Source organism: Enterobacter sp. EC_64 (assembly GCF_019584165.1).
Lineage (GTDB): Bacteria > Pseudomonadota > Gammaproteobacteria > Enterobacterales > Enterobacteriaceae > Enterobacter > Enterobacter roggenkampii.
In genome coordinates this window covers 61,053-76,394 of record NZ_VDAS01000012.1, presented here as the reverse complement: position 1 = coordinate 76,394, position 15,342 = coordinate 61,053, and the positions used below count along the sequence as shown (strand labels likewise).

Genomic DNA, 15,342 nt, shown 5'->3' with positions numbered 1-15,342 from the left:
TCCCCATCCTTCCCTTTGACAGGGGAAGGATGGGCTTTGTCCGTGGTAAACTGAGCAAATCTCTCACTTCAAGATTTCTCAGGACGATGAAAAAGAAACGCCCCGTACTTCAGGATGTCGCCGATCGCGTCGGTGTGACCAAAATGACGGTCAGCCGTTTTTTACGTAACCCGGAACAGGTTTCCGTGGCGTTACGTGGCAAGATTGCCGCTGCCCTTGATGAACTGGGTTATATCCCCAACCGTGCACCCGATATTCTCTCGAATGCGACCAGCCGCGCGGTGGGCGTTCTGCTTCCTTCTTTGACCAACCAGGTTTTCGCCGAAGTTTTGCGCGGCATTGAAAGCGTCACCGATGCGTTTGGCTACCAGACCATGCTCGCCCACTACGGGTACAAGCCGGAACTCGAAGAGGAACGTCTTGAATCGATGCTTTCCTGGAACATTGACGGCCTGATTTTAACCGAACGAACCCACACTGCCCGCACGCTCAAAATGATTGAAGTGGCCGGTATCCCAGTCGTGGAGCTGATGGACAGCCAGTCGCCGTGCCTCGACATCGCCGTGGGGTTTGATAACTTCGAAGCGGCGCGCCAGATGACGGCGGCCATTATCGCCCGCGGGCATCGTCATATCGCCTATCTGGGTGCGCGTCTTGATGAACGTACTATCATCAAACAGAAGGGATACGAGCAGGCGATGCTCGACGCGAACTTAACCCCGTACAGCGTGATGGTGGAGCAGTCCTCTTCCTATACGTCGGGTATTGAGCTGATGCGTCAGGCGCGACGCGAGTATCCGCAACTGGACGGTATTTTCTGTACCAACGATGACCTTGCGGTCGGCGCAGCGTTTGAGTGCCAGCGTCTGGGGCTGAAGATCCCTGATGATATGGCGATCGCCGGTTTCCACGGCCATGACATCGGTCAGGTGATGGAGCCGCGTCTGGCGAGCGTCCTGACGCCGCGTGAACGTATGGGCCGCATTGGCGCAGAACGCCTGCTGGCGCGCATTCGTGGCGAGACGGTTACGCCGAAAATGTTAGATTTAGGTTTCACCTTGTCACCGGGTGGATCTATTTGAACTGACAAATTTGAAGTAGCTCACACTTATTCACTTCGCGCACGTTTGGATATTGCTTCTCTTTTGCCCCGGCAGGACAATGTTACCGATAACTGTTACCCGTAACAATTAACTGAGGGACATCCTTTGAGCACGACTAATCACGATCACCACGTCTACGTCCTGATGGGCGTTTCCGGTAGCGGGAAATCAGCCGTGGCCAGCGAAGTGGCGCATCAACTCCAGGCTGCGTTTCTTGATGGCGACTTCCTCCATCCGCGCAGCAACATCATGAAAATGGCCTCCGGCGAACCGCTGAACGATGACGACCGCAAACCGTGGTTGCAGGCGCTGAATGACGCCGCGTTCGCGATGCAGCGCACTAACAAAGTCTCCCTGATCGTCTGCTCCGCGCTAAAAAAAACCTATCGCGACCTGCTGCGCGACGGCAACCCAAACCTCTCTTTCATCTACCTGAAAGGAGATTTCGAGGTGATTGAAAGCCGCCTGAAGGCGCGTAAAGGTCACTTCTTCAAAACCCAGATGCTGGTGACGCAGTTTGAAGCGCTGCAGGAGCCGGGTGAAGACGAAAAAGACGTCTTAGTGGTTGATATCGATCAGTCACTGGAGGGTGTTGTTGCCAGCACCATCGAGGTCATTAATAAAAGGCAGTAAGTTTTGAGTACATTAACGCTAGTTTTGACAGCAGTAGGTTCGGTATTGCTGCTGCTGTTTTTAGTGATGAAGGCGCGCATGCACGCCTTTGTTGCTTTGATGGTGGTTTCTATTGGTGCTGGTCTCTTTTCCGGTATGCCGCTCGACAAGATCGCCGCGACGATGGAAAAAGGGATGGGCGGCACGCTGGGCTTCCTGGCGATTGTGGTCGCGCTGGGCGCGATGTTTGGCAAGATTTTGCACGAGACGGGCGCGGTCGACCAGATTGCCGTCAAGATGCTGAAATCCTTTGGCCACAGCCGCGCGCATTACGCGATCGGTCTGGCCGGTCTGATTTGCGCGCTGCCGCTGTTCTTCGAAGTGGCCGTTGTGCTGCTGATAAGCGTCGCCTTCTCCATGGCGCGCCATACCGGCACTAACCTCGTGAAGCTGGTCATTCCGCTGTTTGCGGGCGTGGCGGCGGCCGCAGCGTTTCTGCTGCCGGGGCCTGCCCCGATGCTGCTGGCTTCCCAGATGCACGCCGACTTTGGCTGGATGATCCTGATTGGCCTGTGCGCGGCAATCCCCGGGATGATTATTGCCGGTCCGCTGTGGGGCAACTTCATCAGCCGTTACGTTGAGCTGCACATTCCGGACGACATTACTGAGCTGCACCTGGGCGAGGGCAAAATGCCATCCTTCGGCTTCAGCCTGTCGCTGATCCTGCTGCCGCTGGTGCTGGTGGGCCTGAAAACCATCGCCGCGCGCTTTGTGCCGGTCGGTTCTACCGCCTACGAATGGTTTGAGTTCATTGGTCATCCGTTCACGGCGATCCTGGTGGCGTGCCTGGTGGCGATTTACGGCCTGGCGATGCGTCAGGGGATGCCAAAAGACCGGGTGATGGAGATCTGCGGTGCGGCGCTGCAGCCTGCGGGGATTATCCTGCTGGTGATCGGTGCAGGCGGCGTATTCAAGCAGGTGCTGGTGGATTCCGGCGTGGGCCCGGCTCTGGGCGAAGCGCTGACCGGGATGGGCTTGCCGATTGCGGTCACCTGCTTTGTGCTGGCTGCGGCGGTGCGTATCATCCAGGGTTCCGCCACCGTGGCGTGTTTAACCGCCGTGGGTCTGGTGATGCCGGTGATTGAACAGCTGAACTACTCCGGGGCCCAGATGGCTGCCCTCTCTATCTGTATCGCGGGTGGTTCGATTGTGGTCTCTCACGTTAACGACGCCGGCTTCTGGCTGTTCGGTAAGTTTACCGGCGCCACCGAAGCGCAAACCCTGAAAACCTGGACGCTGATGGAAACTATCCTCGGCACGACGGGTGCAATTGTCGGGATGATTGCCTTTACGCTGCTCAGCTAAATGCAATGATTTAACAAGGAAAAAAAAGGCCCGGTAGCGTCAGCGCTTACCGGGCCTTTTTATTATCCAGGGCGTCAGGCCGGGCCATAACCCGGCATTGTGTTACTCGCCCTGCGTGGCGCTCTCAATCGTTAAGCGCACGTCCGAGGTAATCAGCTCTGCCAGCATCTGGTACACCTTCAACGTCTCTTCCGGCTCGGCATCACCCGTATCGCTGATGAAGCCTTCATCGCGCAGCGTCAGCACCAGAGAACTGAAGACCGCTTTGTCGAAGAATTCAGGGGCGTTAATGCCATGCAGAACGGACAGGCGCTGGGCCAGCGTCCGGCTCTCTTTCTCCAGCGTACCGCGGTTGATGGACGGGTTCGCGCTCAGCAGCCAGAACGTGATGGCGTAGCGCTGCAGCGTTTCGCGCGCACCGGCCGCCAGCAGTTGCAGGGTGCGGGAGCGTGACGGATTGATGTGCAGCTCGTCGTTGTTCAGGGTAATCAGCCCCTGGCGACGCATCTCTTCCGTCATCTTATCCAGTTCTGTCGCCAGCTCATCCTTACTCCAGCGCAGGAACAGCTCCGCTTTCAGCATCGGATAGATGGTCTCAAGATGGCGCAATAGCTCCTGACGGGAGATATGACGATGCTGGGTAATAATGGCGGCCATGAGCGACGGCAGCATCAGCATATGCGTGATGTTGTTGCGGTAGTAGGTCATCAGCACCGCCTGCTCGCGCGGCAGAATGATGATGTCGCCGATCGTGTCCTTCTCCACTTCAAACTTGTTCATCTGCAACGCGTGATCGATAAGTTCACTGGCGGTTGCAGAAGGCACGGTCGAGTCAACCGAATACGGCACGTTACGCATCATATCCAGATAGCAATCCAGCTGCTCCGTGAGCTGTTCACGGGTCAGGGAACGCTGACGTGAAGCCAGAAGTGCCGTACAGCAGAGGTTCATGGCGTTAGCCGCACCGGCGTTGTTAATGCGCACCATCAGCTCGGACGCGATGCCGTTAACCGTTGGCGTCAGCCAGGCAGGACGCACCGCTTCGATAGGATCGATGGACTCGCGCCATTCCGGCACGTGATGGTTCAGGTAGGTCATCAGCGGCATCGGCTCGCCGAAGTTCACGTAGCCCTGACCGAGATTGCGCAGCTTGCTCAAGCCGCGCAGCATCTGCGGCAGGCTCTCTTTCTCTTTGGTCGCACCGCGCAGCTCTTTCGCGTACGTGCCCACTTCCATCACGTGCTCGTAGCCGATGTAGATAGGCACCAGCGTGATCGGACGGGTGCCTCCGCGCAGCATGGCCTGGATGGTCATCGACAGCGTGCCGGTCTTCGGATCGAGCAGACGACCGGTACGGGAACGACCGCCCTCCACGAAGTACTCCACGGAATAGCCGCGGCTGAACAGCTCGCCCAGATACTCGCGGAACACGGTGGAGTAGAGCTTGTTGCCCTTGAAGGTACGACGAATAAAGAACGCGCCCAGGCGACGGAAAATCGGGCCCGCGGGCCAGAAGTTCAGGTTGATACCGGCTGCGATGTGCGGTGGCACCAGCCCCTGGTGATAGAGCACGTAGGAAAGGAGCAGGTAGTCCATGTGGCTGCGGTGGCAGGGGACATAGACAATCTCATGGCCATCATGCGCCAGCTGACGCACGCGCTCGGCGTTATGGACGTTGATGCCCTGATACAGGCGGTTCCAGGTAAAGCCGAGAATACGATCGGACAGGCGAATCATCTCATAAGAGAAGTTCGCTGCGATCTCTTCCATCAGCGCAATGGCGTTCTGCTGAGCTTTCTCATGCGAAATTTTCTTGCTGCGCGCTTCGTCTTCAACGGCGCGGGCGATCGCTTTTGAAGCCAACAGCTTGTTGAACAGATCCTGACGCGCCGGAAGGCGTGGCCCTACGGCCGCCAGGCGCTGACGGGCGAAGTGCATACGCGCCACGCGCGCCAGTTTTTGCGCGATGATCTTGTCGGTGCCGTGCTCGTCCGCCATGCGACGCAGCGAAACGGAAGGAGAGAAGCGCACAAAGCTGTCGCGTCCCAGCCAGGAGACCGCGAAGAACTTCTGGATGCCGTTAAGCATGCGCAGCGGCGGATTCTCTTCGCCTTTTTCACGACCCGGACGACGACCAAACATCACCGATACCGGCACCATCTGCACATCCAGATCGGGGTTGCTGCGGTGCAGGTCGAGATAGTCATGGAACAGCTTGATGGACTCTTCTTTCGGCGTGTAATAGGTAAACACGCGCGGCCCGCCGTGGATGAAGACGTAGCGTGGCAGCAGCGTACCGTCAACTTCCAGCGGTTCAAGCGGGTCAGGTAAGTCATGCGCCAGACACTGGGCGCGAAGCGTCAGTAAGTCTGCCTTCGAGTTATAAGGCAAAACGTACATAATAGGGCGCGACGTATCGAGCCCCAGTTCCAGCGCGGGTTCTGCTGGGATAGACTTGCTTTTTACCAGGATGCTTAATGGTAAATTAAGTAATTTGTAGTAAATTCGTGGCCAGCCGGACATAAACGATGTAAAGCCTCTGGTTAATAATGCAATTGCGGCGCAAGGATAACAGAAAGCGCGCAAAATTTCTGTTGTTACCCGTCATACTTCAGGCTGTAGCGAAACGCGCTCCGCCTCATGTTAATGACGCTCTTTTTTAAAAAAGGTTCTTTTAATGGCCAATAATACCACTGGGTTAACGCGTATCATCAAAGCCGCCGGCTATTCATGGAAAGGTTTCCGTGCCGCATGGGTCAACGAAGCCGCTTTTCGCCAGGAGGGTGTCGCCGCAATCATCGCGGTGATCGTTGCCTGTTTCCTTGATGTTGATGCGATTACCCGCGTACTGCTTATCGGTTCCGTACTTCTGGTGATGATAGTGGAAATTCTTAATAGCGCTATTGAGGCCGTTGTTGATCGCATTGGTTCCGATTTCCATGAGCTTTCAGGCCGTGCAAAAGACATGGGCTCTGCTGCCGTGTTGCTGGCGATTATCACTGCCGTTATCACCTGGGTCACCCTGCTTTGGTCACATTTCCGATGAGCCTCGAGGAATAATTAAGTCCCTGGTTTTTTGTGCAGTTTTTGGTTCCAAAATCGCCTTTGACTGTATATACTCACAGCATAACTGTATATACACCCAGGGGGCGGAATGAAAGCGTTAACGACCAGGCAGCAAGAGGTGTTTGATCTCATTCGGGATCATATCGGCCAGACGGGTATGCCACCCACGCGTGCGGAAATCGCGCAGCGTCTGGGCTTCCGTTCTCCGAATGCTGCCGAGGAACACCTGAAAGCGCTGGCGCGTAAGGGTGTGATTGAGATTGTGTCAGGCGCGTCGCGTGGTATCCGCCTGCTGGTGGAAGAAGAGACGGGCATTCCGCTGATAGGCCGCGTTGCTGCAGGTGAGCCGCTGCTGGCACAACAGCATATTGAAGGTCACTACCAGGTCGATCCCGGCATGTTCAAACCGAGCGCTGATTTCCTGCTGCGCGTCAGCGGCATGTCGATGAAAGACATCGGCATTCTTGATGGCGATCTGCTTGCGGTGCATAAAACCCAGGACGTGCGAAACGGCCAGGTGGTGGTCGCACGCATTGATGACGAAGTGACCGTTAAGCGTCTGAAAAAGCAGGGTAACACTGTTCAGTTGCTGCCCGAAAACAGCGAGTTCACCCCGATTGTGGTCGACCTCCGCGAACAGAGCTTCTCTATTGAAGGTCTGGCGGTAGGCGTGATTCGCAACGGTGAATGGCTGTAATCTCTTCCTGACAGGCTACGCTTCTGCTGTAGCCTGCTTCATCCTCCTTTCCCGGTATTTTGCATGTCACTACTGACGGCATCAGATAAGGCATTGTGGCGTCTTGCCCTGCCGATGATTTTCTCCAATATTACCGTGCCCTTGCTGGGGCTGGTTGATACTGCCGTTATAGGCCATCTTGATTCACCGGTTTATCTTGGCGGCGTGGCGATTGGCGCGACGGCAACCAGCTTCCTGTTTATGCTGCTGCTCTTTTTGCGCATGAGTACCACCGGTCTTACCGCACAGGCTTATGGCGCGAAAGATCCGCTGCGTCTGGCGCGCGCACTGGTGCAGCCGCTGATCCTCGCGCTTGGCGCGGGTGCGTTAATCGTTGTATTGCGGGCCCCCCTGATCGATCTTGCGCTTCATATCGTCGGTGGCAGCGAAGCGGTACTGGCGCAGGCGCGACGGTTCCTGGAAATCCGCTGGCTCAGCGCACCCGCCTCGCTGGCAAACCTGGTTCTGCTGGGGTGGCTACTGGGCGTGCAGTACGCCCGCGCGCCCGTGATTTTGCTGGTGGTGGGTAATCTGCTCAACATTGTTCTGGACGTCTGGCTGGTCATGGGTCTGCATATGAACGTGCAGGGCGCGGCGCTGGCGACGGCGATTGCCGAATACGGGACCTTTATCATTGGCTTGTGGATGGTCCGGCGTGTGCTGGCCATGCGCGGGATCTCCCTGGCGCTGCTCAAAACCGCATGGCGCGGCAATATCCGTAAGCTGCTGGCGCTCAACCGTGACATCATGTTGCGCTCGCTTCTTCTTCAGCTCTGCTTTGGTGCGCTGACGGTTTTCGGGGCTCGACTGGGGCCGGAAATCGTTGCGGTGAATGCGGTATTGATGACGCTTCTGACCTTTACCGCCTATGCGCTGGACGGCTTTGCCTACGCGGTTGAAGCGCATTCCGGACAGGCGTACGGCGCGCGCGAAAGCGGGCAGCTACGGGAGGTCTGGCGGGCTGCCTGCCGTCAGTCGGGGCTGGTGGCGCTGGCCTTTGGTCTGGTTTACGCCTGCTTCGGTGAGCAAATCGTTGCATTGCTTACCTCTCTCCCTGCGCTGCGCGAGCTGGCGAGCCACTATCTGATCTGGCAAGTCGTCTTACCGGTGGTTGGCGTCTGGTGTTATCTGCTGGACGGCATGTTTATTGGGGCGACGCGCGGAGCCGAAATGCGCAACAGTATGGCTGTCGCGGCGGCCGGATTTGGCCTGACGCTCCTGACGCTCCCCTGGCTGGGGAATCATGGTTTATGGCTGGCCCTGGCCGTCTTCCTCTCGCTGCGCGGATTATCGCTGGCGTTTATCTGGCACCGGCACTGGCAAAACAATACCTGGTTTCCCTCGCGCTCCGATATATCGTGACGGTTAAAGATTCCGAATATGAAATTAACCACGGAATCCTTAACTACAATAATTATCACGTCCAGCAGAAAAGAACGTAACGGACGTTACGACCCGACGCTTAACGAAGAGGACACGATGATGAATAAAGACGAAATCGGCGGCAACTGGAAGCAGTTCAAAGGTAAAGCGAAAGAACAGTGGGGTAAGCTGACGGATGACGACATGACCGTCATCGAAGGTAAACGCGATCAGCTTGTCGGTAAAATCCAGGAGCGTTACGGCTACGCAAAAGACCAGGCGGAAAAAGAAGTGGGCGACTGGGAAAAACGCAACGACTACCGCTGGTAACCGGGTTACACCCGAAAGTACAAGGAAGTACACCCTGAGGGCGGCCATGAGCCGCCTTTTCATTTGCCGCTAACGCGGCTTTTTCTTCACCAGGATAGAGTGGTCGTGCTGACACGCGTCCTGATGGCGACAGGCTTCCACCTCCACGCACGCGGAACAGAGCCCGTGCGCTTCAATCACGTTATGACGCAGGGCAAAGCCCATTTTCGCTGCCAGCGTATGCATAATATCTTCCACGCCTTCCGCAGCCTCTTCTTTCACCACGCCGCAGCGGTCACAGATAAACATCGCCGATGTGTGGGTGGGCTGATCGAACAGATGGCATAGCACATAGCTGTTGGTAGATTCCACCTTGTGCACGAACCCTTGTTCAAGCAGGAAATCTAGCGCGCGATAGACCGTCGGCGGCTTTGCCTGCGGCTCGCTTTCGCGGAGCAGATCCAGAAGATCGTAGGCGCTGATGGCACCCTGCTGCAGGCTCATCAGACGTAATACTTCAAGGCGCTGCGGAGTCAGGCGCACATTGCGTTGCGCACACAGCTTTTCGGCCTGCGCTAACAGCTCTTTTGTGGACTTATCCATGTAGCACCCCGGATGTTATAGGACGGAAAACCTTCACTTTATCATGTTCTGCTAAAAACACCGAGATCCGCCAGTCTGTGCTATACCTGACCCATCGAAAACCGGGAGAACCAGAATGAAAAGACCTGACTGCATTCGACACTGGCGCGACGTGGAAGGCGCGGATGACTCGACCTACCCCGACAGCGATGAGCTGTTTTCCATTGGTGCACCGCTGGCTCGCAAGCTTGGGCTCGGGCGTATTGGCATCCATCATGAGCGCCTGCCGCCTGGGCGCAGAACGTCCTATCCGCATGCGGAGAGCGACGAAGAAGAGTTTGTTTACGTGCTCGAAGGCTACCCTGAAGCCTGGATTAACGGCCACTTGTGGAAACTGGAGCCTGGCGACAGCGTAGGTTTTCCCGCCGGAACCGGCATCTGTCATACCTTTATCAACAACACGGACGATGAGGTTCGGCTCCTGGTCGTTGGCGAGGCCAACAAGAAGCACAACCGCATCTACTACCCGCTCAACCCCGTGTATGCCGCCACGCGGGAAGATCGCTGGGTAGATCATCCCCCGCAGTTTTTTGGGCCGCATGATGGAAAACCTGGGAAAAAATAATTTCCTCTTCTATAAATATTGAGGGCCGTCACAAAATATAACAGGCCGTAAGGGAGTTTTACTTAGGGAAAGAAATAGCGGGTCTTTTACTACTTATTCACAGCAATAGTTCGTTCCTGTTTGGGTGATAACAGACAGGGGTTATTTCATAACAGACTATAACGGGCATACTGTGAAAAAAAATTTTAAATTTTCGGTGGTTAGCATTGCTGTCTCCTTGTTTATGGCAAATCAGGCGGGAGCAGCCAATACCTGGACAGAATCACGCAGCGACGCAATGGGTGGCACCGGCGTGGCTTCGGGAAGCTATGGTAGTGGGGCGTTAATCAACCCCGCGCTGCTGGCAAAGGCAAAACCGGACGATGATGTGACGGTCATATTGCCTTCGGTTGGCGCGCAAATCACGGATGAAGACAATCTTCAGGACGAGATTGATAACATCAACGACAAAATTAATCACTACAAGGATGTGGTTGATAATCTCACGCCACGAGAAATTATCACCAATCCATTAGGTTCCATTAATCAATTCCAGGGCGCGGCCAAAGATCTGGCCGATGAGCTGGACTATCTCAAAGGCAAAACCGCACGCGCAACGGCAGGGGCAGGGCTTGCGGTGAGTATCCCTAACGATGTCCTTTCGGTAGCCTTCATGGCGAAAGGCTATGCCCATGGCCGGGTGAGCTCGTCTATCGATCAGCAAGATATTGATTACCTTCGCCGTATTCAACGAAGCAATGTCGTGGCTGCCGGTGTCGCGCTGGACGCTGCGCTGAATGGTACGGATCAGATCACCAAAAACCTCAACTCAACGGCATCCGGCCGGGCGGCGATAGTCTCCGATTACGGTGTTGCTGTTGCCCGTCAGTTCGATCTGGGTGGCGTCCCGGTTTCCGTGGGGGTTACGCCAAAACTGCAAAAAACCTGGGTCTATAACTACACCACGTCAATCTACGATTACGACAGTAACAAGTGGAACGACAGCCGCTACCGCACTGACGATACGGGCTTCAACGTGGATGCCGGTATTGCGGCCGATTTCGGCGAACACTGGACCGTGGGCGTGAGCGGACAAAACCTGATGTCGCGTGATATCGACACCAAAGACATCCGTATTCGCAACGGCCGTACGGGAGAAGTGGTGAGCTATAAAGACACCTATCAGATCCGTCCGCTGGTGACCGCCGGTGCTGCCTGGCACAACGACCTGGTGACGCTGACCGCCGATGGCGATCTGACCGAAACCAAAGGCTTCAAGAGCGAAGATACGTCGCAGTACGTGGGTGTCGGTGCCGAGGTGACGCCGCTGAGCTGGCTGGCGGTGCGTGCGGGTTATCGTGCCGACGTGAAGGGTAACGACAGCAATGTCTTTACCGGCGGTGTCGGTTTCGCGCCGTTTAGCACCGTGCATGTTGACCTGATGGGCCTGTACGGTGAAGACGAAACCTGGGGCGCAGGGGCTCAGCTGAGCATGACGTTCTAAAGTCCACCGGAGGCGCTGCGCCTCCGGCTTTTCTTTGTGCTATAGTAGCGCCCCTTTTCCACCAGATGCTTAAAACTTCGCCATGTCGTCAGAATTACAGACCGCTTTCCCTGCACACCGTTTTTCCATTGCGCCGATGCTCGACTGGACGGACAGACACTGCCGCTATTTCCTGCGCCAGCTCTCCCGCCGTACGCTGCTGTACACCGAAATGGTGACCACAGGCGCAATCATTCACGGCAAGGGCGACTATCTGGCCTATAGCGAAGAAGAGCATCCGGTTGCCCTGCAATTGGGCGGCAGCGATCCGGCCGCCCTGGCGCAGTGCGCGAAGCTGGCTGAAGCGCGCGGCTACGACGAGATCAACCTCAACGTTGGCTGCCCATCCGATCGCGTGCAAAACGGCATGTTCGGCGCCTGCCTGATGGGGAACGCGCAGCTGGTGGCGGACTGTATCAAGGCGATGCGCGACGTCGTTTCCATTCCGGTGACGGTCAAAACCCGCATCGGCATTGACGACCAGGACAGCTACGAATTCCTGTGCGATTTCATCAATACGGTCTCCGGCAAGGGCGAATGCGAGATGTTCATCATCCATGCGCGAAAAGCCTGGCTCTCCGGCCTGAGCCCGAAAGAGAACCGTGAAATCCCGCCGCTGGACTACCCGCGCGTGTATCGGCTGAAGCGTGACTTCCCGCACCTGACGATGTCCATTAACGGCGGCATCAAGTCGCTGGAAGAGGCCAAAGCGCATCTCGAACATATGGATGGGGTGATGGTCGGGCGCGAGGCGTATCAGAACCCGGGCATTCTGGCGACGGTCGATCGCGAAATCTTTGGCATCGAAGGTGCAGACACCGATCCGGTTGGCGTCGTGCGTGCGATGTATCCTTACATTGAGCGCGAGCTGAGCAACGGTACGTATCTCGGCCATATCACTCGCCATATGCTTGGGCTGTTCCAGGGCATTCCGGGCGCGCGTCAGTGGCGTCGCTACCTGAGCGAAAACGCCCATAAAGCCGGGGCCGATATTGAGGTGCTGGAACATGCGTTGCGCCTGGTGGCGGACAAGCGATAACTTTCGCTAAAAGTTCGTCAAATTCACCACGCCCTGCGAATTCTCGCGGGGCGTTTTGCTTTAAGAACAACACGTTATGTCTGGCATGATTCTTGTAATGTTTGCTGCATCATTCGGGAACTCGTGGGAGAGCACCATGCTGGAACTACTTTTTGTGATTGGCTTTTTTGTCATGCTGTTAGCAACGGGCATTTCGCTGCTCGGCATTCTGGCGGCTATCGTGGTGGCGTCGGTCGTCATGTTTATTGGCGGATTGTTTGCCCTGACGATCAAACTGCTGCCGTGGTTACTGCTGGCCGTCGCGGCGGTGTGGGTGATACGGGCGATTAAATCGCCAAAAGTGCCCAGTTATCAGCGCAATAACCGCTTCCGTTACTAAGGTATTGAGGGGTTCGTCACAGAGTTGTAACTTTTCCGGCAGCCTGGCTTAGAACAGAATAGGATTTACTTATCGAATCTGTCACTATGACTGCCGTTAAAGAATTCATCGCGCTGTACCCTACATACAGCCGAACTACAAAAAGAAAGGGCTTCCCACGGGAAGCCCAATTTCTTTTTGGGGCTCAGGGAATCAATAAACTCGACCCCTGCGTTGCCCGGCTCTCCAGCACCTCATGCGCACGCTGCGCATCGGCTAGCGGGTATTTCTGCGCTTCTGCCACATCCACCTTAATGACGCCGCTGGCGATCAGCGAGAACAGCTCGTTGCTGGCTTCCTCAAGTTCTTCCCGGTTGGTGATGTAGCCTTGCAGGGAAGGGCGCGTGACGTACAGCGAGCCTTTCTGGTTAAGGATGCCCAGATTCACGCCGGTGACTGCGCCTGACGCATTCCCGAAGCTCACCATCAGCCCACGACGCTGCAGGCAGTCCAGCGACGCTTCCCAGGTGTCTTTCCCTACCGAGTCATACACCACGCGCACCTTTTTGCCGCTGGTGATCTCCTTCAGCCGTTCGACAATGCTCTCTTCACGGTAGTTAATCACCTGCCAGGCGCCCGCCTGCAGCGCGCGCTGGGCTTTTTGGGCATTGCCCACGGTGCCGATCAGTTTTGCGCCCAGCGCTTTTGCCCACTGACAGGCGATGAGCCCGACGCCACCCGCCGCGGCATGAAACAGGAACTGCTCGTCGGGTTTAATTTCATAGGTTTTGCGCAGCAGGTAGTAAACGGTTAACCCTTTCAGAAAGGAGGCCGCCGCCTGCTCAAAGGAGATGGCGTTGGGCAGCAGGGCGGCTTTATCCGCCGGGACGTTGTGGACGGAGCTGTAAGCGCCCAGCGGAGATTGCGCGTACACCACGCGGTCGCCTTCTTTAATATGCTTAACCGTGCTGCCCACTTTGACGACGACGCCGGCCGCCTCGGTGCCCAGTCTACTCGGCATCGATGGAGGCGGGTAGAGCCCGCCGCGAATATAGGTGTCGATGTAGTTTATGCCGATGGCTTTGTTTTCAACCTGCACTTCGTTTTCGCCAGGCGCGGTGGGGGTGAACTCCACCGCGTTGAGTACGTCAGGGCCACCATGCTTGTGAAATTCAATACGTGTTGCCATGCTTCCTCCAGAATGTGGTAATCTTTCGACCCACTCTTTATCTCGGTAACTCCATTCACTATGGCAGGAAACAAACCCTTCAACAAACAGACTGAACCTCGCGAGCGTGATTTCCAGGTCGCAGGGTTAAAAGTCCCGCCGCACTCGATTGAAGCGGAACAGTCGGTGTTGGGCGGTTTAATGCTGGATAATGAGCGCTGGGACGACGTCGCCGAGCGCGTGGTGTCTGAGGATTTCTACACCCGTCCGCACCGTCATATCTTTACCGAAATGGCGCGCCTGCAGGAGTCGGGTAGCCCGATTGACCTGATCACGCTCGCGGAATCGCTGGAGCGTCAGGGACAGCTGGACAGCGTCGGCGGGTTTGCCTATCTGGCAGAACTGTCAAAAAACACGCCAAGTGCGGCGAACATCAGCGCTTATGCTGACATCGTGCGTGAACGCGCCGTTGTCCGCGAGATGATCTCGGTGGCGAATGAGATCGCCGAAGCGGGTTTTGATCCGCAGGGTCGCACCAGTGAAGACCTGCTCGACCTTGCCGAGTCCCGCGTCTTCAAAATCGCCGAAAGCCGCGCCAACAAAGACGAAGGCCCCAAAAATATCGCCGACGTCCTCGACGCCACCGTTGCCCGTATCGAACAGCTGTTCCAGCAGCCGCACGACGGTGTGACCGGGGTGAACACCGGCTATGACGATCTCAACAAGAAAACCGCCGGTCTGCAGCCGTCGGATTTGATTATCGTCGCCGCGCGTCCGTCGATGGGTAAAACGACATTTGCGATGAACCTCGTCGAAAATGCGGCGATGTTGCAGGATAAGCCGGTACTGATTTTCAGCCTTGAGATGCCCTCCGAGCAGATCATGATGCGTTCTCTGGCATCGCTGTCGCGCGTGGACCAGACCCGCATCCGTACCGGTCAGCTCGACGATGAGGACTGGGCGCGCATCTCCGGCACCATGGGCATTCTGCTGGAAAAACGTAACATCTATATTGATGACTCCTCCGGCCTGACGCCGACGGAAGTCCGTTCCCGCGCGCGTCGTATCGCCCGTGAACACGGCGGTATCGGCCTTATCATGATCGACTACCTTCAGCTGATGCGCGTCCCGTCGCTCTCCGACAACCGTACGCTGGAGATCGCTGAAATTTCCCGCTCGCTCAAGGCGTTAGCCAAAGAGCTGCACGTGCCGGTGGTGGCGCTGTCGCAGCTTAACCGCTCTCTGGAACAACGTGCCGACAAGCGCCCGGTCAACTCTGACCTGCGTGAATCCGGCTCCATCGAGCAGGATGCCGACTTAATCATGTTTATCTACCGTGATGAGGTTTATCACGAGAACAGCGACCTGAAAGGGATCGCCGAAATTATTATTGGTAAACAACGTAACGGCCCGATCGGGACGGTACGTCTGACCTTTAACGGACAGTGGTCGCGTTTCGACAACTATGCCGGTCCTCAATATGATGATGAGTAAT

The 15,342-nt window shown here is 56.3% G+C and carries 15 protein-coding genes; 12 read left to right on the top strand and 3 right to left on the bottom strand.

What is annotated here, in order from left to right:
* Positions 1-86: 86 nt before the first annotated feature.
* The 3 genes from gntR to gntU all read left to right on the top strand — a co-directional run bounded on the left by gntR (position 87) and on the right by gntU (position 3,080).
* The gene (gene gntR, locus FHC52_RS11910; protein ID WP_021242747.1) at positions 87-1,082 is read left to right on the top strand and encodes a gluconate operon transcriptional repressor GntR; all 996 of its coding nucleotides are present in this window, start codon (positions 87-89) and stop codon (positions 1,080-1,082) included.
* Positions 1,083-1,208: 126 nt separating this feature from the next.
* Positions 1,209-1,736, top strand: coding sequence for a gluconokinase (gntK, locus tag FHC52_RS11905; RefSeq protein ID WP_008503362.1), 528 nt, complete (start codon positions 1,209-1,211; stop codon positions 1,734-1,736).
* Positions 1,737-1,739: 3 nt separating this feature from the next.
* A complete protein-coding gene (gene gntU, locus FHC52_RS11900) occupies positions 1,740-3,080 on the top strand; it encodes a gluconate transporter (RefSeq protein ID WP_220420084.1) in 1,341 nt (446 codons plus the stop codon).
* A gap of 102 nt (positions 3,081-3,182) precedes the next feature.
* On the opposite strand, the gene plsB is transcribed toward gntU, so the two are convergent.
* Positions 3,183-5,603 carry a glycerol-3-phosphate 1-O-acyltransferase PlsB gene (plsB, locus tag FHC52_RS11895; protein WP_021242749.1) on the bottom strand — a complete coding sequence of 807 codons (2,421 nt, stop codon included), beginning with the start codon at positions 5,601-5,603 and terminating at the stop codon, positions 3,183-3,185.
* A 154-nt stretch (positions 5,604-5,757) separates the two neighbouring features.
* Here plsB and FHC52_RS11890 point away from each other — a divergent pair, with 154 nt between their 5' ends.
* The 4 genes from FHC52_RS11890 (at position 5,758) to FHC52_RS11875 (ending at position 8,574) form a co-directional block, all read left to right on the top strand.
* Positions 5,758-6,126 (top strand): diacylglycerol kinase, encoded by a 369-nt coding sequence (locus tag FHC52_RS11890; RefSeq protein ID WP_021242750.1) that lies wholly within the window; start codon positions 5,758-5,760, stop codon positions 6,124-6,126.
* 108 nt (positions 6,127-6,234) lie between these two features.
* A complete protein-coding gene (lexA, locus tag FHC52_RS11885; RefSeq protein WP_008503366.1) occupies positions 6,235-6,843 on the top strand; it encodes a transcriptional repressor LexA in 609 nt (202 codons plus the stop codon).
* Positions 6,844-6,906: 63 nt separating this feature from the next.
* On the top strand, positions 6,907-8,244 hold the full coding sequence (dinF, locus tag FHC52_RS11880) for an MATE family efflux transporter DinF (RefSeq protein ID WP_021242751.1): 1,338 nt from the start codon (positions 6,907-6,909) through the stop codon (positions 8,242-8,244).
* 120 nt (positions 8,245-8,364) lie between these two features.
* Entirely contained in the window at positions 8,365-8,574 is a 210-nt protein-coding gene (locus tag FHC52_RS11875) for a CsbD family protein (protein WP_014830284.1), read from the top strand.
* Positions 8,575-8,643: 69 nt separating this feature from the next.
* Here FHC52_RS11875 and zur read toward each other — a convergent pair whose 3' ends face one another.
* The gene (gene zur / locus FHC52_RS11870) at positions 8,644-9,156 is read right to left on the bottom strand and encodes a zinc uptake transcriptional repressor Zur (RefSeq protein ID WP_008503369.1); all 513 of its coding nucleotides are present in this window, start codon (positions 9,154-9,156) and stop codon (positions 8,644-8,646) included.
* A 115-nt stretch (positions 9,157-9,271) separates the two neighbouring features.
* Between zur and FHC52_RS11865 the strand changes: the two genes are divergently transcribed.
* From FHC52_RS11865 to pspG, 4 genes are all read left to right on the top strand, one after another.
* Complete coding sequence (locus FHC52_RS11865; protein WP_023293524.1) at positions 9,272-9,760, top strand: cupin domain-containing protein; 489 nt, start codon at positions 9,272-9,274, stop codon at positions 9,758-9,760.
* Positions 9,761-9,932: 172 nt separating this feature from the next.
* The gene (locus tag FHC52_RS11860) at positions 9,933-11,243 is read left to right on the top strand and encodes a conjugal transfer protein TraF (RefSeq protein ID WP_021242754.1); all 1,311 of its coding nucleotides are present in this window, start codon (positions 9,933-9,935) and stop codon (positions 11,241-11,243) included.
* 82 nt (positions 11,244-11,325) lie between these two features.
* Positions 11,326-12,321: a tRNA dihydrouridine(20/20a) synthase DusA gene (dusA, locus tag FHC52_RS11855; RefSeq protein WP_126289007.1), complete on the top strand. Its 996-nt coding sequence runs from the start codon at positions 11,326-11,328 to the stop codon at positions 12,319-12,321.
* 136 nt (positions 12,322-12,457) lie between these two features.
* Entirely contained in the window at positions 12,458-12,700 is a 243-nt protein-coding gene (gene pspG, locus FHC52_RS11850) for an envelope stress response protein PspG (RefSeq protein WP_126289009.1), read from the top strand.
* A gap of 184 nt (positions 12,701-12,884) precedes the next feature.
* On the opposite strand, the gene FHC52_RS11845 is transcribed toward pspG, so the two are convergent.
* Positions 12,885-13,868: a quinone oxidoreductase gene (locus tag FHC52_RS11845; RefSeq protein WP_126289011.1), complete on the bottom strand. Its 984-nt coding sequence runs from the start codon at positions 13,866-13,868 to the stop codon at positions 12,885-12,887.
* A 60-nt stretch (positions 13,869-13,928) separates the two neighbouring features.
* On the opposite strand from FHC52_RS11845, the gene dnaB reads away from it, so the two are divergent.
* Positions 13,929-15,341, top strand: a complete 1,413-nt coding sequence (gene dnaB, locus FHC52_RS11840) for a replicative DNA helicase (protein WP_008503375.1) — start codon at positions 13,929-13,931, stop codon at positions 15,339-15,341.
* Position 15,342: the final 1 nt, after the last annotated feature.